The 21,749-nt window shown below is 62.7% G+C and carries 20 protein-coding genes; all 20 read right to left on the bottom strand.

What is annotated here, in order from left to right; genetic code table 11:
* Nucleotides 1-20 precede the first annotated feature (20 nt).
* The 20 genes from RCH11_RS07680 to RCH11_RS07775 all read right to left on the bottom strand — a co-directional run bounded on the left by RCH11_RS07680 (nt 21) and on the right by RCH11_RS07775 (nt 21,576).
* The gene (locus tag RCH11_RS07680) at nt 21-494 is read right to left on the bottom strand and encodes a hypothetical protein (protein WP_327056401.1); all 474 of its coding nucleotides are present in this window, start codon (nt 492-494) and stop codon (nt 21-23) included.
* Nucleotides 481-1,104 carry a hypothetical protein gene (locus tag RCH11_RS07685; RefSeq protein ID WP_327056402.1) on the bottom strand — a complete coding sequence of 208 codons (624 nt, stop codon included), beginning with the start codon at nt 1,102-1,104 and terminating at the stop codon, nt 481-483. Before RCH11_RS07685 ends, RCH11_RS07680 begins: the two co-directional genes overlap by 14 nt.
* On the bottom strand, nt 1,101-1,739 hold the full coding sequence (locus RCH11_RS07690) for a hypothetical protein (protein WP_327056403.1): 639 nt from the start codon (nt 1,737-1,739) through the stop codon (nt 1,101-1,103). The genes RCH11_RS07685 and RCH11_RS07690 overlap by 4 nt, the downstream gene beginning before the upstream one ends.
* The gene (locus RCH11_RS07695; RefSeq protein ID WP_327056404.1) at nt 1,736-3,052 is read right to left on the bottom strand and encodes a putative T7SS-secreted protein; all 1,317 of its coding nucleotides are present in this window, start codon (nt 3,050-3,052) and stop codon (nt 1,736-1,738) included. The genes RCH11_RS07690 and RCH11_RS07695 overlap by 4 nt, the downstream gene beginning before the upstream one ends.
* Nucleotides 3,049-3,360, bottom strand: coding sequence for a hypothetical protein (locus RCH11_RS07700; protein ID WP_327056405.1), 312 nt, complete (start codon nt 3,358-3,360; stop codon nt 3,049-3,051). Before RCH11_RS07700 ends, RCH11_RS07695 begins: the two co-directional genes overlap by 4 nt.
* Nucleotides 3,361-3,493: 133 nt before the next feature.
* The gene (locus RCH11_RS07705; protein WP_327056406.1) at nt 3,494-7,984 is read right to left on the bottom strand and encodes an FtsK/SpoIIIE domain-containing protein; all 4,491 of its coding nucleotides are present in this window, start codon (nt 7,982-7,984) and stop codon (nt 3,494-3,496) included.
* A gap of 60 nt (nt 7,985-8,044) precedes the next feature.
* Nucleotides 8,045-8,539 (bottom strand): DUF6121 family protein, encoded by a 495-nt coding sequence (locus tag RCH11_RS07710; RefSeq protein ID WP_327056407.1) that lies wholly within the window; start codon nt 8,537-8,539, stop codon nt 8,045-8,047.
* A 9-nt stretch (nt 8,540-8,548) separates the two neighbouring features.
* Nucleotides 8,549-9,394, bottom strand: coding sequence for a hypothetical protein (locus RCH11_RS07715; protein WP_327056408.1), 846 nt, complete (start codon nt 9,392-9,394; stop codon nt 8,549-8,551).
* A 100-nt stretch (nt 9,395-9,494) separates the two neighbouring features.
* Complete coding sequence (locus RCH11_RS07720) at nt 9,495-10,196, bottom strand: hypothetical protein (RefSeq protein WP_327056409.1); 702 nt, start codon at nt 10,194-10,196, stop codon at nt 9,495-9,497.
* Nucleotides 10,193-10,867: a hypothetical protein gene (locus tag RCH11_RS07725; protein ID WP_327056410.1), complete on the bottom strand. Its 675-nt coding sequence runs from the start codon at nt 10,865-10,867 to the stop codon at nt 10,193-10,195. The genes RCH11_RS07720 and RCH11_RS07725 overlap by 4 nt, the downstream gene beginning before the upstream one ends.
* The gene (pilM, locus tag RCH11_RS07730) at nt 10,864-11,916 is read right to left on the bottom strand and encodes a type IV pilus assembly protein PilM (RefSeq protein WP_327056411.1); all 1,053 of its coding nucleotides are present in this window, start codon (nt 11,914-11,916) and stop codon (nt 10,864-10,866) included. Before pilM ends, RCH11_RS07725 begins: the two co-directional genes overlap by 4 nt.
* Before the next feature lie 24 nt (nt 11,917-11,940).
* Complete coding sequence (locus tag RCH11_RS07735) at nt 11,941-12,774, bottom strand: prepilin peptidase (protein WP_327056412.1); 834 nt, start codon at nt 12,772-12,774, stop codon at nt 11,941-11,943.
* The gene (locus tag RCH11_RS07740) at nt 12,771-14,357 is read right to left on the bottom strand and encodes a hypothetical protein (protein WP_327056413.1); all 1,587 of its coding nucleotides are present in this window, start codon (nt 14,355-14,357) and stop codon (nt 12,771-12,773) included. Before RCH11_RS07740 ends, RCH11_RS07735 begins: the two co-directional genes overlap by 4 nt.
* Nucleotides 14,354-15,001, bottom strand: coding sequence for a prepilin-type N-terminal cleavage/methylation domain-containing protein (locus tag RCH11_RS07745; protein WP_327056414.1), 648 nt, complete (start codon nt 14,999-15,001; stop codon nt 14,354-14,356). The genes RCH11_RS07740 and RCH11_RS07745 overlap by 4 nt, the downstream gene beginning before the upstream one ends.
* Complete coding sequence (locus RCH11_RS07750) at nt 14,994-15,641, bottom strand: type II secretion system protein (RefSeq protein WP_327056415.1); 648 nt, start codon at nt 15,639-15,641, stop codon at nt 14,994-14,996. Before RCH11_RS07750 ends, RCH11_RS07745 begins: the two co-directional genes overlap by 8 nt.
* A gap of 106 nt (nt 15,642-15,747) precedes the next feature.
* The gene (locus RCH11_RS07755) at nt 15,748-16,218 is read right to left on the bottom strand and encodes a prepilin-type N-terminal cleavage/methylation domain-containing protein (RefSeq protein ID WP_327056416.1); all 471 of its coding nucleotides are present in this window, start codon (nt 16,216-16,218) and stop codon (nt 15,748-15,750) included.
* A gap of 232 nt (nt 16,219-16,450) precedes the next feature.
* Entirely contained in the window at nt 16,451-16,852 is a 402-nt protein-coding gene (locus RCH11_RS07760) for a type IV pilin protein (RefSeq protein WP_327056417.1), read from the bottom strand.
* A 42-nt stretch (nt 16,853-16,894) separates the two neighbouring features.
* The gene (locus tag RCH11_RS07765) at nt 16,895-18,118 is read right to left on the bottom strand and encodes a type II secretion system F family protein (RefSeq protein WP_327056418.1); all 1,224 of its coding nucleotides are present in this window, start codon (nt 18,116-18,118) and stop codon (nt 16,895-16,897) included.
* Nucleotides 18,118-19,827, bottom strand: a complete 1,710-nt coding sequence (locus RCH11_RS07770; RefSeq protein ID WP_327056419.1) for a type IV pilus twitching motility protein PilT — start codon at nt 19,825-19,827, stop codon at nt 18,118-18,120. The genes RCH11_RS07765 and RCH11_RS07770 overlap by 1 nt, the downstream gene beginning before the upstream one ends.
* Before the next feature lie 78 nt (nt 19,828-19,905).
* The gene (locus tag RCH11_RS07775; RefSeq protein ID WP_327056420.1) at nt 19,906-21,576 is read right to left on the bottom strand and encodes a GspE/PulE family protein; all 1,671 of its coding nucleotides are present in this window, start codon (nt 21,574-21,576) and stop codon (nt 19,906-19,908) included.
* Nucleotides 21,577-21,749 lie beyond the last annotated feature (173 nt).

The following is a 21,749-nucleotide window of genomic DNA, read 5'->3' on the forward strand; positions in this document are numbered from 1 at the left end:
CGAACAGGGCCTGACGCCCGTCAGACTACCGACTCCGCGTCACCATCACGGGCACCGGATCGGGGAGTCGCGACGGTGGCAAGGCACGCCAGAACACCGCAGCTGATCGAAATCACGGCGACTATTCGCACCGCTTCGACACTCAGAGTGTCGTTGCCACCCCTCACCGCCGCTAGCGAAAGAATCCCTCCGACCCCACCGGCAAGTGAAGTCAGCACCGTGTAGAACTCAAGCGTCACCAGCATCCAGAGAACGCGAACAGCGAGCGACACGGGTCGGATGCGAAAGCTCGTGTTGCCGCGCGAAAACTTCCGTTCGATGCGGGAGTACAGCGCCGCACGACGAAACATCTCAGCGAGGAACAGCGCGCGCCCGGTAATGAAGAACGGCGCTGCCGGTGGTGTCCCGATCGAGGTCGCGCCTTCCGGGGGCCGTCTGGCGTACTCCGAACACGCATCGACTGTTCGCTTCGCCTTCTCATCACCCCGCGTCAACGGTTCCACCCGGTACAACGGTCGCATCCGGGAACCATCGGATCGAATCCACGATCGCATCGAAGAGCGCTGCGATTATCTCAGGATCGCAGTCGATCGGCACATCGGCGACGATGTGAAGCACCTTCTCACCCGTGGGCACCGTGAGGAAATACTCAAGCTTGATGTCGGGAATGGCTGCCGTTCCCGGCCGAATCGTGGTGCGTGCGAAGGAACGGATCGCCACTCCGGAGGTGAATTCGAGCAGTTCGCCTGCCGGAAGCAGCATTGCAAGGCCATCAGCGACGGTACGCCGCTCTTCTCCGACCGTTGCCGGCCACTCGCGGTAGTCGGCCATCAACGATGCCGGAAAGGGCACGCCGGGAAGAATGTCCAATGAGAGTGCGAGCATGACGGCGTTGGCCTCACGCGCATCCCGTGCCACCTCCGCGAGCCGCTGTTTCGCATCTCTCCGAAGAGTCGCGAGCCTGTCATTTCGACCGACCTGGCGCTTGACGAGGGCGCTGATTGCCGCGTCCGTGGACGCCGCGTCGTCCAACGGGATGTCGGCCCAGGTACCCGGAAGAATTACTGAGATCTTGGCCGGATGTACGGAGAGGGCTCTGGTCACGCGCGCACCGCCGTTGTAACTGTAAGACGTTCGACGATCGCTTGGGTATCTCGAGGCATATCGTCGAAAGTGGCCAAGTCTGACACCGTGAAAACGAAACGAATCATGTCACTGGATCCCGGCGGAAACACCCCGAAAATTGTGCGCTGCTCGACGCGAGCCACCACGGCTCCAGGGTCCGTGACATCGAAGCGATGGAACATTCCGACGATCTCCCCGACGTCGGAATGAGAACGCCAGAGGTCTGCCGTGCGAGTGCGCTTGCCCGGGGCAAGCACACGTGTACCTTCGCGCAGCATTGTCTCGAAGGCCTCTGGTCCGTCATCGTCGTCCATTGCAAACTGCTCAGCGGTGACAAGGCACCCGATCGATAACTCATCTTCGGGCCGGATGGAGACCGCAGCGCTCAGCCACGAGTCCTGCTGGGAGAGCAGCTGTCGCCGCAACTCGGCGAGCTGCTCGACAATGTCGCCGACCTCCCCGACGGAATCCACATCCTGCTCTATCTCGTCCACGACACCGCGCGCCCAGCGCACCGAATCGAGGCCCTCCGCACCAGCAAGCGGAACGGGATGATAGTCGGCAGGAACATCGAAATCAAAGGCCACGATCTCGAGAGCACGATCAGAGGTCATCCCCTCACCTTACTTTCCAGGGTATTCCCGCCCTTTTGGAGCAAACTGTCCGGCGAAATGGTGATGTGGTGGCCGCCGCCGAAGAAGATGTCGTCTGGGCTATTCCAGAGCTCTTCAGCGGTTCCCAGAACGGTTCTGCCATCCGCCGCGACCATCGCGATCTTTGCGCCACTGGTCGGGGCGAGGGTGAAGACCTTCGACCCCATGTCGACGGTAGAAAGACCAAGTGGATTCTTCGCGAAAGTCGACCATTCGCTCTTGAACCCACCGGCAAACTTCTCAGCGAAGTTTCCGCTTGACCCGAGCTTGAGATCAAATGGATTGGCAATGTCCTTCATCATGGTCTTGAATCCGGGGCCTTCGTGGAACAGGCTCTTTAATTCACCGCTCTTGAGGGCCGCCTTTGATTCGCCAAAGACCTTCTTGAATGCCTTGCTGTTGAGGAAGTTCTCTCCCTTTGTCATCACCTTGGATGCCGCCGAGAACTTGGTCAACTTGGCCAGGTACCCAATGAACTTGCCTCCAAACGCTGCGAGAACGAGGCCGACCGCAGCGAAGAGCACGTCGGTGAAGCTACCGCCGTTGGCGAACGCGACTATCGACTCGACGAGGGTGATGAGCGCGCCGAGGATGGCGAGACCCACGAGTATCGCGCCGAGAATCGGCACCCAACTGAGGAAGATGGAGAGGAATCCGGCGATCTCACAGATCTTTTTGATCACGTCGCCCCAGTCGTCCCAGAAGCTGTCCTCCAGCCCGTGATTGCCCTTCCCATCCACGACGTCGACGATCGCCTTCACGGCAATGGCTGCGGCATCGTTCTTCATCGCGAGGGCCGCGTGCCACTCGTCATGTGCTGCCTTGAGGCCACCGCTGGCGTTGGTTGCGGCGTCGAATGCCTTGTTCGCGGCTGTCTGGGCCGTGGACTTATCCGCATCAGCCGCAGACTCTGTGTCATGCTCGGCCGCCCTCGAAGCCCGATTGGCGTTGTCTGACTCGGTCTGCTTCTGGTGGATGTGGGTGATCGCGGCATCGGCCGCATCCTGCGCCGATCGCAGCGAAGTCGAATAGGTCAGCAACGCCTTAGCCGTGACGGCATAGCGATCGCGCGCCTTCTCGATATCGTTCGCTACGTCCTCTGCCTTGTTCTGCAGGGCAGTAGTTGCCTTGCTCTTCATCTCGCCAAGGTCGTTGATCTTCTTGAGGGTTGTCACCGACCTCGTGATGGCGTCTGCGATGTTCGCGTAGTGACGGGCCTTGCGCTGGAGCAGATCTGGGTCACCGGTGAGGGGATTGAACTCACTGTCGCTCACTTCGCACTCGGTCCTGTTGTCGTGCCCGAATCCTGAAGTCCTTTGGCGAAGCCCGTGTCCACCGAGGTGAAACCGTCCGCAATCCCGGCGATCTGCGCCTGCAACGCCTCAATGCTCTCGGTCATCTTCTTGCGCTTGTCATTCCACTTATGCGCGAAGTCGCGCACCGGGTCATGCAGCGCGTCGCTACCGGTCGCGTCCGCGACATCGTCGCTAAAGTCATCCGCGTCCTTGAAATCGGAAACGACAGCGTTGAGATCATGCTTCAGTCGCTCTAACTCTGTCAGGTTAAGTAGCAGGTCGGCCATTCGGATCTTTCCCCTCAAAAGCAATTCGCTCGCCCTACCCCTCTGGTACCCGCGAGCTACTTCCAAAACTATCGACTAACCCTCGGGTGCGACATGGGCAGCACTCCCCATCATCCTCAGCCCTCCACCATTCTCACCCCTCGACCAGCGGCAGCTGCACCCGCGCGGACTTGCCCTTGGCGATGTACATTCCGCGGCCTGGAGGGAACTCGGACTTGTTGATCCGAGGCAGCTGGGTCTTGAGGATGATGTCGCCCTCGACGGTCTCGGGCTGCAACAGGAATCCTCTGCGTCCATTCTTGATCTCACCGAGCAGCGGCCAGGAGGATCCCCAGGCCGACATCTCGGCTTCGGCGATGAGCAGGTGGTCGCTGCGCTTCGCCGCTCGGGCCAGCTCGACGATTGCGGAATCGGCGGGGGTCTGAAGGAAGTCGCCGATCGATTCCACGATCACGACGATGCGTCCCTCGGTATCGGTGTCGGAGACCGCGGCCGCGAGGTCCTTCGCGAGAGCGGCCACCGTCTCGACGGTCGTAGCCGACCCTGTCCAGGGCATCGCCTGCGAGAGCGGCGAACGCGAGTTGCCGAGATAGTAGAGCCGCGCATCCGGATCGAATCGCTGCACGGACCTGGCAAGCGCGTGCAGGGCGTTACTTCGCCCGCTCGCCGGGGGACCGGCAAGGAGGAACGTTCCCACCGGATCGAAGCCGAGCGGGCCGAGATCGAAGTCGCTGATCCCGAGCACCGGTTCGCCCGCGACTCGTGCCGGCAGATCCGATTCCGCATATTCCTTGGGCATCGATCCGATGCCAGGGGTCGGCGCAACACCCGCCCGCACCATTGCCTCCGCGAGTGATTTGGTCGCGGTGGCTTGCTCCGAGACCGACGAGGATCCGCCGAGGATGGCGATCTGCGTCTCGAACCCGTCGACGATCGCGCGTCCCGCGGGCGACTTGGGGCCGAGGATGTCACTCGGCACATCGAGCATCCCGTAGCCGTCGTCGGCGAGTCGCAGCACGACCTTGCGCTGGATGCTGGAGGCGATCGATGCCGGAACGGCGCCAGCCCGGTCGGCGGTGAGTGCCACGTGAATTCCGAGTTGGCGGCCGTCGCTGAGGATGTCCTTGAACACGTCGTACCAGATCGATCGCCCCGCAGGGATCTCGAAATCGTTGCGGAAATTCGGGAAGCCGTCGATGAGCAGCAGGATGCGGGGCTCCTGCGGCCGGTTCGCGAGCCGGCGGTATTCCACGATGCTCGACGCGTTGGCCGCCGCGAATCGCGGGCCGCGGTCCTCGAGTTCGGCCTGCAACTGGCGGAACAGGCGGATGATGCGCTCGGAGTCATCCCCGGCGATCACCGCGCCGACGTGCGGCAGGGTCTCGAGCATCCGGAGGCTGCCGGAGCCGAAGTCGATGCCGTAGACCTTCACCGGGCCACCGCGCGGGGTGATCGCCGCCGCCGCGGCCAGAGTGCGAAGCACGGCGCTCTTGCCGGATCCGCCGGTGCCAAAGATCGAGAGGTGCCCATCCACATCCGGCCGGAAGTAGGTGGGAAGCTGCTGCTGGCGCTCGGCGATGTCGGAGACCCCGAGAAGGAGCTCCGAGTCGGTGCGCTGCGGCAGGCGGCCGAGATCATACAAGCTGGCGAGCTCATCGAGCCACGGACGACGTGGCGGGGGGATCTGCGCGTCGCCGTTGGCCTTGACGATGGATGCCACGAGCTTCTGCTGGTCGGTGGGGCCGAGATCCCGGGCCTCGTCGACGGTGCTCGCAGTGAGGTCCTCCCAGCGGTTCTCGCCGCCGAACCGAAGCTCGGCCACCTCGATGTCGGCGTTCTCGGGTTCGCGGCTCGTCCATCCGCCGGCATAACCGGACTGGAACAGGGCAAGGCGGCCCGGACCGGTCTTCGCAACGCCGCGACCGGGGATGCCTGGGTCGAAGTGGGCGGCGTCTTTGATGCCCACCACATCCTGGCTGTCGGACTCGTCCGCCATGCGTAGCGCGATGCGCAGGTTGGTATTTGCGCGCAGGTTGTCCTTGATGACACCGGCCGGCCGCTGCGTCGCCATGATGAGATGGATTCCGAGCGAGCGGCCGCGCTGGGCGATGTCGACGACGCCATCCACGAATTCGGGCACGTCGCCCACGAGAGCGGCGAACTCGTCGATGACGAGCACCAGCGCCGGCGGGCTGTCGGGATCGCCGCGCTTCTCGAGCTCGAGCAGGTCCTTGGCCTTCTTGCGGTTGAGCAGGTGCTCCCGGTAGTGCAGTTCGGCGCGCAACGACGTGAGCGCGCGACGCACCAGGTGCGGGCTGAGGTCTGTGACGAGGCCGACGGTGTGCGGAAGGGATACGCAGTCGGCGAAGGCGGATCCGCCCTTGTAGTCCACGAACAGGAAGGTCACGCGGTCCGGGCTGTACTCCGCGGCCATGCCGAGCACCCAGGCCTGCAGGAACTCGCTCTTGCCGGCTCCGGTCGTGCCGCCGACAAGCGCGTGGGGGCCCTGCGTGCGCAGGTCGAGGTGCAGCGGATCGACCCCGGCGGATCCAATGATCGCCCGCAGCTTGCCGGCCCGGCGGGGCTTCGGGACTGCCCCGGGCGTGCGATCGTGCATCGACGCGTTCTGGCGCCAGCGGTCGATGACGGCGTCGCTCGTCTCGATCAGCTCGTGACCGAGCAGAGTGATCATCGAGACCGAGCGCGGGATGTCGCTTGAATCGGCCACGAGGGCGCCCGCGTCGATCACCGGTGCGAGCTGCTTCGCAAAGTCGAGAGCCCGAGCGGAATCGACCTGCTCGGTCTCGACCTCGGTGATGGTCTCGCCGAGTCGCACGAGCCCGACGGTACCGAGAGCGGACTCCGGCTCGAGGTGCAGGTAGGTGCGGCAGACGGCGGGCAGGGCCGGCACGCTCGGTGCCACCCAGATCGGATAGACGCCGGCATCCGCCGCCTGCTCGGCGAGCTGCACCAGGCGCGCGCGGTCGACCGCGACATCGTCGGAGATGAGCAGCACGATGGCCGGGACCGGCGACTGCGTGCCGACGGTGGCGCTGGATGACCCGACCTCTGCACCGCGTTCGAGCGCGGCCCCCTCCTGCTCCATCGCCCCACGGCGCTGGGCTCCCTTGCCGGCCAGCCGGTCGGCGACGAGACCCTCGATCGCCGAGAGCAGCTGCGATCCGCTCGCCGCACTGTCCGCGAGATGGCTGACCTCCAGCGGGCTGTGCGGAGAAGAAGTGTGCGGCATCCACTTGAGCCATTCGAGCTCGCGCGACCAGGCCGGGCTCACCAGGGCGGCGACGACGAGCTCCGCCGGGGAATGCAGTGCGGTGATCTGAATCAGCACCGAGTTGACCGACCCGACGGTCGCGGAGGTGGGGCCGGCGATGCCGAGCGCTCCGGAGTCGAACAGGTTGTCGATGATCGGCACGCCCGCGATCAGCCGATTTTCCTCGACGACGGTGTCGAGTCGGCTCTGGAACTCGGGAAGCATCTCGCCCTTGGGCTGGGTGGAGACGATGTTGCGGGAGGCCATCGTGCCGATACCGATGCGCACGTTGAGAAACGACCAGTGCTCCGGGCGCCGGGTCCAGAGCAGCGGACCACGGCGGATGGCCTGAGCGAAGGAATCCTCGGTAGACGGCGATTCGTTAATGCGCAGCTCGAGTTCCTTTACCCGTTCTTCCTCGAGCTGCGTGGTGAGCGAGGCGAGGTGCACGTCGAACTTGCCGATCGCCTTCTTAAGGCGTCGCTTCTCCCGGGTCTTGCCGGTGAAGAAGTTACCGACCAACATGATCGGCGACATGGCGATAAACAGCAGCGAACTCGGCTGGCGGGAGATGTAGAACATCGCGCCGCCCATGAGAATCGGAGCGATCATCGCCAGAAGAGGGAACGGCTGGTCCTGCTTCTCGGCGGGCACCGCGGGACCGGCGAACTCCTGGCCGGCATAGCGCCGCTCCACCTTCGGGGACCGGTTGAAGAAGATCGGACCGGCCGTGGGTGCGACGCCGGTGAGCACGGCGGAGTCGGCCACGGTGACCCGCACCTCGGAGTCGCCGATGAGCAGTGTCTCCTCCTTCTCGATGCGTAGGCGGGTGACGATTCCGCCGTCGACGACGACGCCGTTCGCCGAGCCGAGGTCGACGACCTCGACCACAGAAGAGACCTCGAAACGCACGTGCCGCTTGGAGACGAGCGGGTCGTGCAGGGTGATGTCCGCGGCATCCTCTCGGCCAAGAACTGTGGTGCCGGCGGTGAGGGGGAATTCGCGCCCGGCATCCGGTCCCGATACCACCGTGAGGGTGGCGATGGTGGGCGCTTTGCCCGACACCGCGGGCTGAAAGTAGGTGCCGGCATCCGCGATGCTCACGGTCGCACCACTTCCGATCCAGGCTTCCCCGAGGGGCGCGTCCGGTGGCAGGAGGAGCGCCTCGGTCTGGCCGGGGAGCGTGGCGTGCAGGGTGAGGACGCGCTGCGGGTCGGGCTTCGCTCCTCCGGCGTGCGGATCCAGTCGTGCGATCGTGGCGGCTACGTCGGAGATACTCGCCGAGGCATCCGCGGTGACGACAATGTCGTCAGTGACTCCGGATGCCCGCCGAAGGGTCAGCTTGAGACGCACGTTCTTCCTCCCCCGAGGCGGCCTGCTGGACGCTCAGGCAAGTATAGGAGAGGGACAAACTCATTCTCGGCGATCGCGGTCGTCGCGATTCTCCCACCACCATCGCGGAGTCTGACTCGCTCCCCCGCCGTCGCGATAGGAGATCAGCAGGAGAAAGGAGAGCGCCACCACAAAGGCGGTCATGGCGACGGCGATGGCGAACGGACCAACCGCATTCGATCCGAAGAAGAGCAACGAGAGCAGGGGACGACCTTTGCCCAACGAGTACAGGGTGGAGCCGCTGATGAGGAAAAAGAAATAGGTGATCACGGCCGTGACGAGGGCACCAACGACGATCGATCCGCGACGGCGCCCGAAGGTCACCAGAAGCGTGTAGAGCGCCGCGGTCGCAGTTGCGAACATGATCGGCGCAATGAGTGGCCCAGCGTCTCGTTCGGTGAGCACGTCACGGTCGGCGTAAAGGCTGATGATGCCACTGGCAGCGATCGTGAGCGCGAGAAACAAAACCACGGCAAACACGGCGATCGTCGTCACATAGCGTGTGCGTGCATCCATTCGGTCAGGCTAGACCGTGGCGTCGGGAGCACGAAAGCGCGACTTCTCGTACTCTGCGGTTCGCTCGGCAGACTCCCGATCGAAAGACTCGCGCGCCTCACTGTTGCGCACCTTCACCTTGCGGCCGCGGGCGCTGATGAGCGCTCCCATCCACATCGAAACCTCGCGGGCCAGTAGTCCAGCGGCGATGATGAACGGGTTGGTGAGCGCCAGCGCAAACAGTCGAGCAGCGCTCGACGGTGTTTCTGCAAACACGTTGTTCGCGAGGAGTCCGGCTCCCACCGTGCCGAAGTAGACAAGCAGCGCGACAAAGATGCTGCCGACCACGTACCCCCACCATGACGCGCGGTTGACCACAAGCACCACGAGCACGAACCCGATGAAGAAGAAGGCGATCGGCGTGTAAAAAGCGAGCGACCCGAAAAAGTCGAACTGGAAGAGGCCGATCTCCACCGAGTGGATCGTGGCGATGGCCAGTGCGTACAGTCCGGCGAAGATGGCACTCGAGAGCAGCGCGATCAGCACGCCAAACCCTCGGTTGCCCCTGCGGCGCGGCGGAACCGGCGACGGCACATAGATCGTCTGCATGGAGGCGGCGGATGTCGCGGCGATCGGCGCGGGCTCGGGCTCGCGCTCAATCACCCTAGTTTCTGCGGCAGCCGGGTCGGCTGTCGCGACCACAGGCTCGGCGGCGGATGGCGCGGCCGGGGCTACCTCGACGAGGTCGTACACCGGGTCGGCGTCGGTTGCCGCAGTGGGGACCTCTCGCGGCGGCACGATCTTGCCGTCGACGTCGGGCGAGTCGGCCACCTTCGGCGGATGGGCTGCAGCGGTTTCGGGCGTGTTGTCGCTCATCGGTGCCACTCCTTATGGGCCTACCGGGCCATCCCGGCGGTTCAGGTCACTCTAGCAATGACGGGGAACTGCCGGGAGCGGGCTCGCAAGGAAGGCCGAGTTACGGAGTGGTTGCGGTCGCCGTGTTGGCCGGTACGACTGCGGTGAGCGGAGCCGGCAATGCGTATACGTTACCCGTCAGATCGCCCGTGAATAAACCTTTGACGCTCGAAAGCCCGAAGGCCGTCACCAAGAATAACCGCGGTCCCGACTGAATCGCGCCAGCGAAGGCCATCACCTGTTCATAGGTTCCGCTAACGGAGATTTTGATCGGGATCACGTGCATTCCGCTCGACGGACTGGCCGGAGTCGCAGCCGGTGCTGTCGTGCTGGCAGCGGGCGCGGCGGGACTCGGGGTGGGTGGGGAAGTCACTGGTGTCGCTCCAGGCGTCACCGCCGGCGTTGCCGCGACCGGAGCGACATAGGCCGTGACCCCGCTCACTTCAACACTCTTCAGCGTGATGCCCTGACCGTCTCCAAATTCTTTTATGGTGCGCAGGAGAGTCGGCATGTCTGGAGCCGCCGGGATCGAGACTCGGAGTTTGTCCAGCTTCGCCTGAGTCTCTCCGATGTTTTCGAACTGCTTCTTGAGCGCTACCAGCTTGGTCGCGTTGAGGTCGTTCGCAGAGGTGACGCTGCTGCGCTCATCGTCGGCCGCCGCCACCTGGGAGAGAACCGGCGAAACTCCCACAATCCAGCCGAGGATGCCGACCAGAGCAATGGCACCAACGAGTGCCAGGGTAAGAATACGATCGCGGTTCATTTCTTTGCTGCTTTCACCGGAGCGAAGCGCTCTGACAGCGCATCGGAATTGACGAGAAGATCCACTTCGACGGTGTAGTGGCCCGTATCCTCGACACGAGTAACACTTCCGGGAATTGCTGCGACAAATCCCTTGACTTTCGCGAGGTTGTCGAGCCAGTCAGAAATTGGCTGTTGCGGGCTGTCGGCGGTGATTTTGACATCCGCGATATGTGTCGGCATGAGTGAAGCCGTCACTGAAGTTGCGGTGGCTGTCGCGGCTGTCAGCGCCGTTATCGTCGTGCCTGCCGGAAGGGATGACTGTATCTCCTGCACGTAGGGTGCCCACAGAATCTCGCCAGCATCCGCCAGAGGCTGTGAGGTGACGATCTGGTCCACCTCGCTCTGCAATTTGGTGACATCCCCGTACTTTGCGCGCGAGGCCGCGAGCAGGGCACTGCGGGATTGTTCGTTGGCTAGCTGGGCGTTAGCGGCGAACAGGGCGAATGTCGCTCCCACTGTCGCGAGGATCGCCATTACAACGATGACCACTAGTCCGGCCAGCAGTCGCCTCCTCAGCGCGCGGGTCTTTTGACCTTCGCCGACCTCCCGCGGGAGCAGGCGAACTCGTGGCATCCCTCCCAGAATCAAGGAGGCGTCGACCGATGGTCGACCGAGGGTGAGGACGCTCATGCGGCTGTCCCTAGAGCGAGACCAATTGCTACAGTCATGGACGAATCCACACCTTTCTCTTTAATCGCCTTGTCTGCCTGGCGCCCGATCGCGATGTTGCCGAAGGGGTCACCCGCCGAGACTGGCAGCCTGGTGTACTCCGAAACCGCTGCGCTGAATCCCCCGAGTGCCGAGCCGCCACCGGAGAGCACGACGCGTTCGATCGTGTTGGTCGCCCCCGTGGAAGCGAAGTAGGTGAGGGTGTTGCGCAGGCTCGTGATGAGCTCTCCCGTGGTCTCGAAGATGATGGCCACAGCCGCATTTTCTTCCGCCGTGGTGGGCACCGTAGCCAGCCCGAGCGCTCTCTTCGCCCGCTCGGCGACCTCCATGGACACTCCCATCCGACTGGAAAGCGCGTGGGTGAGATCGTCGCCTCCGGTCGGGATAATGCGCACGAACCGGGGAACCCCGTCGGAGGAGACGACGACCGTCGTCGTCGTCGCGCCGACGTCGATCATCGCCGAGGTGCCACTCAGTTGAGATCCGCGCAGCAGGATCCGGCTGAGGGCGAAGGGAATCAGGTCGACGGCGACCGGGTTGAGGCCGGCGAGCTGCACGGCCTTGACGTTGCCGAGCACCGCTTCTTTGAGGGCGGCAACCAAGAGGCCGTTGATCACTGGACCGTTGGCATCCACTCCCTCGCTGATCGGGTAGAAGTCGAGTAGGGCGTCCTCCGTGGGGAAGGGCAGCATCTCCTGCACGTGGAACGGGAGGGATTCGCGGATGCGGTTGAGCGGAGCCTTTGGCACGCTCAGGTCACGCGCGAGAACCCGTGAGTTGCCTATCCCGAGCACGACGTTCTTGGTGCCGAAGCCGCCGACAGACCACAGCTGCTTGAGAACCGTCGCTACGGTAGCCGGCTCCGCGACCTCACCGCGACTGACCGCCCCTGACGGCAGAGGTAGCGAGTGGTAGCGCAGCAGTTCAGGGCGCGACTTCGATGCCGCTCCGAGCTCGGCAGCGCGAACTTCATTCGCGCTGATGTCAAGCCCAACAATTGTTTTCGCCATTTTTCCCCCTGTGTATTGCGTGTGTTAGGCGACCGTGAGGTCGAAGACTGAAAGGTAACTCGCGAAGACTGAGTTGCCGACAACAACTCCGAGCCATGCCCCTGCGAACATCCATGGCCCGAATGGGATGCCACTCTTGCGCCCTGCGCGCTTGGTCGCGAGAAGAATAATCGAGAAGATACCGGCCAGGAGGAACGCGCTGAAGGCCCCCACCGCGACTGCTCCCCAACCGGCCCAACCCAGATAGATGCCGAGAACGCCGGCCAGTTTGACGTCGCCGAGTCCCATTCCCCCGGGGTAAACGATTGCCATAATCAGATAGAACACAAATAGTGCTGTCATCGCGATGCCGGAGCCGATCAGGGGCCCGAAATCACCGGACAGGATGCTCGCGGCGGCGAAGAGCGCCGCACTGACCCCGTAGGCCGGGATCACGATGACGTTGGGCAGCTTGTGCACGTCGAGGTCGATTAGCGCCAGCGCGATAGTGATCGCGGCCAAGTAGAGGAACGCCACCATGACCAGGACCGCCGCGACAACACCAGCGGATGTCGTGGCCGCGAAACAAGCGGGGGCGAATCCGAGCGCCACCAGCGCGAAGGAGGCCGATGTGGCCAACTCCACCAGTGGATAGCGAGCCGAGATCGGAACTGCGCAACTGCGGCACTTGCCGCGAAGCAACAGCCAGGACATCACCGGGATGTTGTCGTAGGGCGCGATCTCCCGGTCGCAGTTCGGACAGGCGCTGGGCGGGGACACAATCGACCTACCAATCGGCACCCGGTAAACGACGACGTTGAGGAAGGACCCGAGCAGCAGCCCGAGCACGGCCGCGAGCACAACGGTCACGGCGATCACTTGCTGTACTCCTTATAGCTACTTACGTTGGAGTCGCTATAGGAAGCGGGCGCATTCCACTTTTGCTCGAGACCACCATTGCAGCTCGCGACGATCATCTTCGACCACTGGCCGCTCGTGTAGGTGTCGGTTGAGTCGACTGCGAGGCACCGACCGAGGTAGTCGGTGAAGAGGTAGCTGGTGGAGTAGGTGAAGGTATCGAGAAAGCGTGTCCACCGCTGGGTAGTGGTGTTGGAGGACTTGCATGTGGTGTACGCGACGAGCTTGCTCCCGGCCGCAGGCGATGTGAGGCAGTAATTCTGCGTGAGGTCCCCGAGGTTATAGACAACGATCTGTTGGTTGTTTAGCGAAGAGCTCGGCAGTGTCGGCTCGGTATAGAACCATTTGTGGTTCCACTTCAACTTGGAGCCCCCTGAGGGGTCCTGCTTACACGGGTAGGAAATCATAAATGTCATCGTTATGTCTTCATTGGTCACGTCAGCACAGCGGCCAAATTCTTTGTAATTGACCATCTGGTTGGTCCCATGGCTCGCAGCGCCGGCGCCCACTGCGGTGGAGGGGGAAAACCCGGACCCGCATCCGCTGGTCGACGTGACGGTCAAAACAGTTCCTGCGGCCGGACTGCCCCCGTTCAAACAAAAACTGGAGTAATCCGAGTTATCGGATTTCTGCCCCTGCCAAGTGTTCGCGCCAAACCAGCTCCACAACTGATTCCACCTCGTTGCATCGGAACGGCACGCCACGAGTGTCGCTGCCCCGGCGACGGCCGTGGTTGCGCCAGCATCGGTGGGGCTGCTGATGCAGAGCGCTGTTTGCGGAGCAACGGTGGTGCTCGCGAGCTTGATCTCATAGTCGACGTCGTAGACCCACAACTGCGTCACGTCACTGGCCGACGTGCAGTTCGCGGCCGATTTGAAGACCACTTGGGAACCAACCGTCGCCGAGTTGGCCTCAAGACAGTACCCGAGACCGTAGTCCCAGATGCGGCCGCCAGAGATGTTGACGTTGGTCACCTTGAACTGGTACACAGCCGAAATGTAGCGGTTCCCATAGTTGACATCGGTCTTGCCGGGCACGCCCGCTCCGACACCGTCGGCAAGCGCGAGAGCGTAGAGCGGCTGTGTTGTGCCCGCGAGCACGGTGCCGCTGCAGTCCAGGTCATTGGCATCCTGCCAGCTGGTGTCTTTGCCGGTCGGATCCACTATGAAATATTTCATGATGACGGAGTAAGTGGAAGTAGCGTCATTTCCGTCGACCTTACCGGCGACCGAACACGGTAATTTTGCCCGGATGCCCGTGGTTTTACCGGTGGCGATGTCTGTCTGTGCCAACGATCGCACGACGCCGATCGAGGCCTGCACTCCCGCCTGGGCGGCGTAAATGGTGCGGGTGTTCTTCTGTGCGATAAACACCGGCGTCGCCTGCGACAGGATCACACTGAGCAAGACCACCGAGAGACCCGCTGCCAGGACCATGAACAGAATCGCGGTGAGGAGAGCCACTCCCTCTTCCCCAGCCGCACGCACGCGGCCACGATTTGCGGACGCACGCAAGGAATGGAGGGCAGACGAGATGCTAATCATGGTCGGTATGCTCCGAACGTGCAAACGGGAGTGAGCGGATCATTGCTTTGAGACTTGATCGAGGTGTTGCGTGCGATGAAAGTCGTGGACATCCCTGCTCCCGCGGTCTGGGCGTCAGTGCCCGGGTTGAGGGTGATCAGGAGTTGTTGGCGAGGCTTGTCCGAGATGTTCGCCGCAACCAACTGGAACGGGTGCGTGGGATCGCCGTCATTGGCGACATTGGTCAGTTTGGGAGACCACGCCGTGGCGGTCGTCGGGTCGCTCTCATTCCATCGGCGTGACTCGAGTCGAGAGTCGGCGAGGGAGAAGCGCCACTGGTAGCAGATGGCCAGGAGCCCACCGGCGGTGCTCGCCGCGGGCACCCTGAACTCGACGTAGCGATTGCCCGTCGCGCCGACTCCGGGATAGTTGATCGAGTCTGAGTATCGCACCTGCCGGTCGAGGCTCCCGAAGACAACGAGGGTGCTGTTCGTTGACTCGCCCACAAGCTGGGTGCGCACCGCGCTTCGCGAAATAGCCACGATAGAGGTGAGGATGACGGCGACGAAGATTGCGAAGATTGCCATCGCGACCATGAGCTCCACCAAGCTGAAGCCGGCCTCGTCGCCGTGATTCGAGGCAGCCAATGGCGATCGTTCAGCCATTAGTCTTCCATTCCAGGTCAGTGTGGGAGTCGATCAGGGTGGAGATCGTGTAGACGCAGGAACCGATGACGGCGCATTCCTGCCCGGCAGTCCATCCCACGACCACGATGACCCGGGTCAATCGGGTGTATCCGGCGGGGGTGAGGGGAGCGTAGGTAGCCGAATCGACTTTTGCGCAGTCTCCACCGGCGGTCTGGCCGCTATTTGTACCGAGCTTCTCAAAGCAGGTACCGATGATCGTCGTGACCGTGTAGGGCGTGCCGTTCTGGGTTACCGGAGCGTCGATGGGTACCGTCTGGGCGCCAGGCAACGGCGAAGTTCGGTCGTAGTCCTGGTAGGTCGTGCTCACCCCGCTCACCCCGGAATTATTCGAGAAGCTGGTGTTCACCGCGATAAGTGCCCTACCGCCGAAGAGGCTTGCTGCGGGGAGCCCGCTGACCCTCTCCATCGCGGCGTTTCCGACAGTGACGGCGATCGCTCGGCGCTGTTGTGAAACGGACCCAATTGTGGAACTGATGGCAAGGCCGATGGCGGCAGTGGCGACAATTCCCATGATGGCGATCGCAACAATCACCTCGACGAGGGTCATGCCACTCGAGTCCGCGGTGAGGCGGCCGAGACTACGTCGGATGTGGTTCATGACACCTCCTTCGGGTGAGTCAGCAGAAGTATGTGGAGCGAAATGGTACGAGAACGGTGCGGAACGTGGTCTGCACCACATTCCGCACCGTTCGGCGAGAGGTGAGTTACGGAGTGAACTTTCCGAGACCGCCCGCAGCGCTGTCGAACGTCTGGCTACCAGGCGAGATGTTCGAGTTTGAACCGGCGATGGTGTACGACGTCACGGGGGTTCCCACAAGTGTGACAGTGATCGAGTTGCCAGTGCTGACCTTGAAATTCAAGCTACCGTTAGCAACACCACCAGTAGTGGTTCCGCCACTATTTACCACTGCGGTTCCCGCCCCCGGGAAGTTAGCGAACGAACCACCGTTTGAGGTGCCGTAGGTCTCGACGACCACCGCAGCGTTCTTGAGGTCGGAAGCCACAGAGGCCTTCCAGGCACTCTGGCGCTGGTTGAGGAATACCGGGATGGCGATCGCGGCGAGGATGCCGATGATGATGATGACGACGAGGAGCTCGATGAGCGTGAAGCCCTTCTCCCCGTCCTTGCGAGCCTCACGGCCGGCCGTCATGGCCTTGTTCATACGAATGATCATGTTATTGATTCCTGTTCATTGAGAATGTTGATGGACAGGTGGCCCCCAAGTGCAATGCCCCCTGAAATCATGTTGGCCGCACCGTTAGCGCCGCGGAATCCCGCGAACAGGGGTAATATCCCGGATTCTCGGCCCCAAAACAGGGGTATTCCGGCGATTCCGACTACAGGAAAGCGGCAGCATCCGATAGGGGAAGCTGCCGCTGCTGAGATTCTGCCCTGCCGTGACCACACTAGGGAGTGAACTTTCCCAGTCCACCAAGGGCCCGGTCGTAGGTCTGGCTCCCGGGACTCATGTTGGCGTTTGAGGCCAGGATGGTGAAGGTGGTCGCGCTCGGGCTGACCACGATCGTGTTGCCGGAAGTGACCGTGATGCCGTTGGTGGCATTGCTCACGGGAAAGGCGGCGAAGGAGCCGCTGTGGTTCATTCCCCACGTCTCGACCACCACGGCGGCGTTCCTCAGGTCGGTCGCTACCGAAGCCTTCCACGCGCTCTGGCGTTGATTGATAAAGATGGGGATGGCAATCGTAGCGAGAATGCCGATGATGACGATGACGACCATGAGCTCGACGAGCGAGAAGCCCGTTTCGCCATCTCTGCGAGCCTCACGCGCCCTCGTCAGTGTCCTGCTCATATCGCTGATCATGTGACCGTGTCCTGTTCGGAGTGAGCGCGACTACTTGTTGATCGAATTGAAGATGGTGAAAATAGGCATGTACAGCGCCACGATCATGCCGCCGATAATTGTTCCGATCACGGCGATCATGAGCGGCTCGATGAGCGATGTCAACGCTTCTGCGGTGCTCTGCACCTCCTCCTCGTAGAAGTCCGCGACCTTGGTCAGCATGATTTCCAGGGCACCGGAGTCCTCTCCGACCGCGATCATCTGCACCACCATCGCAGGGAAAATCGGCTGCGAAGCGAGCGGAGCGGCGATCGAGTTGCCGGTGCGCACCGACTCCTGCACCTTCTTCAGGCCGTCTTCGATCACCCAGTTGCCAGAGGTCTCTCCGACGATGCTGAGGGACTGCAGGATGGGCACGCCGGCGGCGATCATGGCTGAGAAATTGCGGGTGAAGCGGGCAACCGCGACCTTGGCAAACAACCCGCCGAAAACCGGGATCTTGAGCTTGAGCGGGTCGACGATGCTCCGAACCCTCTCTTTCTCTTTGTTGAATTTCCACCAGACGTTGAAGCCCACAATCGACACAACGAGGAGCGGGAAGATCCAGACCATGTTCTGTGAGAGCGTCACGAGAATCTGGGTGGGCAGCGGAAGCTGGCCACCGAGGCTCGAGAACATCGCCTGGAACACCGGCACGATGAAGATGAGCATGGCGATGACCGCCACGAAGGCCATGATGAGAACCGCGATCGGGTAGGTGAGGGCAGATTTGATCGTGGCGCGAAGCTTAACGTCGGATTCGAAGTTGTTGGCGATCGACTCCAATGCACCATCGAGGAATCCACCGGTCTCGCCGGCACGCACCAGATGGATCATCAGGCGCGGGAAGACGCGGGGGAACTTCGCGAAACTCGCCGACAGCGACGAGCCACCCTCGATGTCTGCGCGCACCTCGCCGAGTGTCGAGGCGAGTGCCTTGTTCTCGGTCTGGTCGGCGAGGATCGTAAGCGTGCGCAGCAGTGAGAGTCCCGCCGCAATCATGGTCGCCATCTGACGGCTCATGATGGCGAGGTCCTTGAGCCCGACCCCTTTGCTGAGGAACTTGATCTCCATATTGAGACCGGTGCCGTTTTTGGACTCCTCGATCGAGGTCGGGGAGACGCCCATCGAGCGGAGACGTACCGCCGCATTCGATTCTGTGGATGCCTCGAGCTTGCCTTTCACGACTTTGCCCTGGGCATCCCGTCCCTTGTAGGCGTAGGCGAGAGTGGCCATTATTCACCGATCTTTCTCGAGTAGGCGTCTTTGAAGTCGATTCCGGTTGCCGCCATCGCTTGTGCGGCGGCATCCGTTGCACTATCACCGCGGTGGATGAGTTGCTTGAGTGACTCGACGTCCTGCGCCTTCTCGATCGCGGCTGCGACCGTGATCATGCCGGCGTTCGCCAGGTCGGCCAGATGCGAGTCCATCGTGTGCATGCCGTGATCTCTGCCCGCCTGCATGGCCGAGGCGATCTGATAGGTCTTGCCCTCGCGGATGAGGTTGTTGATGGCCGGGGTGGCGATGAGGATCTCGGTGGCGACGACTCGACCCGATCCGCTGGCCTTCTTCACCAGGGTCTGGCACACAACCCCTTGCAGCACGGCCGCAAGCTGCGAACGCACCTGCCCCTGCTGGTGAGGTGGGAACACGTCGATGATGCGGTCGATGGTCTGGGCGGCATCCTGCGTGTGGAGGGTCGCAAAGACCAAGTGGCCGGTCTCGGCCGCGGTGAGTGCTACCGAGATTGTCTCGAGGTCTCGGAGCTCGCCGATGAGGATCACGTCGGGGTCCTGCCGCAGCACGTGCTTGAGGGCGCTCGCGAAACTATGCGTATCGGGGCCGACCTCGCGCTGGTTGACCAGCGACTTGTGGTTCCTGTGCATGAACTCGATCGGGTCTTCGACCGTGACGATGTGGTCGGCCCGGGTGCGGTTGACGAGGTCAATGAGCGCCGCCAGGGTGGTGGACTTGCCCGAACCTGTGGGCCCGGTCACCAGCACGAGACCACGCGGGAGCTTGGCAAAACGACCGATGGTCTCGGGCACACCGAGGTCTTTCAGCTGCTTGATCTCGGTGGGAATGAGTCGGAACGCCGCCCCCATCGAGTTGCGCTGCTGGTAGATGTTGACGCGGAATCGCGCGTTGGCCGAGAGGGTGTAGGCGAGGTCCAGCTCGAGTTCCTTGTCGAAGGCGATCCGCTGCTCGGCGGTGAGGATGCTGAGGAGCGCGGAGGTGACCTTCGCACGATTCCAGACAGAGGTGCCGTCTACCTGCCGGAGCACGCCATCCACACGGATGGTCGGCGGTGCGTTGACGGTGACGTGGAGGTCGGAGGCCCCGGAGTAGAGCACGTCGGTGAGAGCCGCGATGAGATCGGCGTCGACGTTCAGTCGGGGAGAGATGTTGCCCTCACCCGCCGTCGGCTCCTCGAAGTATGGCGTGTCGTCGGTGTCGTCAAGGTCATAGCTCGAGCTGGATCCAGCGGTGATATCGGCGAGCGCCTGCTCGAGCAGAGTGCTCGTCTCCGTCGGCGCGACGTGAGGCGCAGCGACCACGGGAGCCGGAGCCTCGAAAAGGTCATATGAGGGACGCGTGGTGGGCGGCTCGTAGGATTCCGAGCCGGCGTAGGACGACGCGGCACTGGCGGGCGGGATGATCGTGAGGTCGTACGCATCCGGGTCGATCTTCGGAGAGTAGGTTGCCGCCGGCGGTGCCACACCGAACGGCGAAGTTCCCGCCACCGGCGGAGCGAGGTCGGGAGTGATCCGCGACTGTTGGCTCGCAAAAAACTCCTCCGGAGGTAGTTGGCCCGCCGGCTCGACGTACTCCGGACCGCCCAGGGACGGTGGCGCATAGTGCAGCGGATCGGCATTCATGCCGGCAGCTTCTGCGGCAGCCTGCGCAGCCCGACGCGGCGAAAGAATGGGTGTGATGTTGCTCACCGGAATCTCGTACGGTTGGTTCATTGATCGTTCCCCTCATTGAACAAATGGATGCGGCGACCCCCGTCGCCGATACAACTACGCGACTACGCGCAAGATTTCCTCTACCGACGTGAGACCCAGCTGGGCTTTCGCCCAACCGTCCTGGCGCAGCGTGAGCATGCCCTCGGCGATCGCAACACTCTTGATCTCCGCGCTCGACGCTCGCCGGACGGCCATGCGTTCGATCTCCTCGCTCACCGCCATGATCTCGTGGATGGCGATGCGTCCCCGGTAGCCGGTATTCGAGCAGACCGAGCAGCCGATGGGCTGGTGAAGAGTCGGCACCGGCAGGTCCGGGTCGATAAAGAAGCCGAATGCCGCCATTTCGGTGGCGACCGGTGTGTACGGCTGCTTGCAGCGGTCGCAGAGGCGACGCGCGAGTCGCTGGGCAACCACCGAGTCGAGGGCGGATCCCACCAGGAATGGCTCGATCTCCATCTCGGTGAGACGGGTAATCGCGCTCGGGGCATCGTTGGTGTGGAGGGTCGAGAGCACGAGGTGGCCGGTGAGGGAGGCCTCGATGGCGATCTGGGCCGTCTCGTGGTCGCGGATCTCACCGAGCAGCACAACATCCGGGTCGGATCGCAGGATCGACCGCAGCGCGCTCGCGAAAGTCAGGCCAGCCTTCGGATTCACCTGCACCTGGTTGATGCCGGCCATGCGGTACTCCACCGGGTCCTCAACCGTGATCACGTTGATCTCGGGCTTCGCAACGGTGTTGAGAGTGGTGTAGAGCGTGGTCGACTTGCCGGATCCGGTCGGTCCAGTCACGAGGATCATGCCGTAGGGCTTCGTGTACGACTTCTTGTAGACGTCGAAGTTGCGCTGCAATAGTCCGAGGTCATCGAGGCTCATGCTCGAGCCCGAATTGTCGAGAATTCGCATGACGACCTTCTCGCCCCACACGGTCGGGAGAGTGGCGACTCGTAGATCGATTTTGCGGCCTCCATGGACCACCGAGAGCCGGCCATCCTGAGGCTTACGACGCTCGGCGATGTCGATGTCGCTCATAATCTTGAGGCGCGAAATCACGCCGTTCTGGATCTGCTTGGGGGCACGCTGCATCTCGTGAAGCACGCCGTCGATGCGGTAGCGGACCCGCACCTCATGCTCTCCCGGCTCGATGTGGATGTCGGAAGCCCGGTCCTGGATGGCCTGGCTGATCAGCAGGTTAACGAATCGCACGATCGGCGCATCGTCTTCGAAGGCCTCGGAGACCACCGGCACCATATCAGCGGAGGGCTTGCCCTCCTCCTCGAGCGCGGTGGTCAGGTCGTTGAGCTCGCCATCCGCTCTAAGCAGGCGGTTCATCGCGTTACGCAGATCCTGGCGCTCCGCGACAACCGCGTTCACCCGCATTCGTGTCGCTGCCCGGATGTCGTCGAGAGCGAAGACGTCACCCGGGTTCGACATGGCGACTGTGATCGTATCGCCCGCGACCGAGAGCGGAAGCAGATCGTGTCGGCGACAGAGCGCAGCGGAGACGAGAGAAACCGCGGTGCGATCTATGGGAAAGTCGATGAGTTCCACAAAAGGCAGACCGGCCTGGGCGGCACGTGCAGACGCGACCTGGACGTCAGTGAGTACTCCCGCGTCGATCAGGTTGATGATCTGGAGTTCATCCGTGGCGGGGTCCCCGCTGATGTCGTCGAGACTCTCGATCGGCATGAGGCCCCGGATGATGAGAATCTCAGCGACTGAAGACATTTCCGCGCCCTTCCTGTGTGTGTCAGTCGGAGGGCGCAAAACGAAAGTAGGACGATCCCCCCGGAAATCCCACGTTATAGGCGCGCTGATGGTATTTACAGTCCCGCGATAGGGGGTCACCGTGTGGTTCCGTGAGCTACCCGAGTTGAGATCTGGCGAATGGTCGCTCATCC

It is taken from the genome of Glaciihabitans sp. GrIS 2.15, from assembly GCF_035984695.1.
Classification (GTDB): Bacteria; Actinomycetota; Actinomycetes; order Actinomycetales; family Microbacteriaceae; genus Lacisediminihabitans.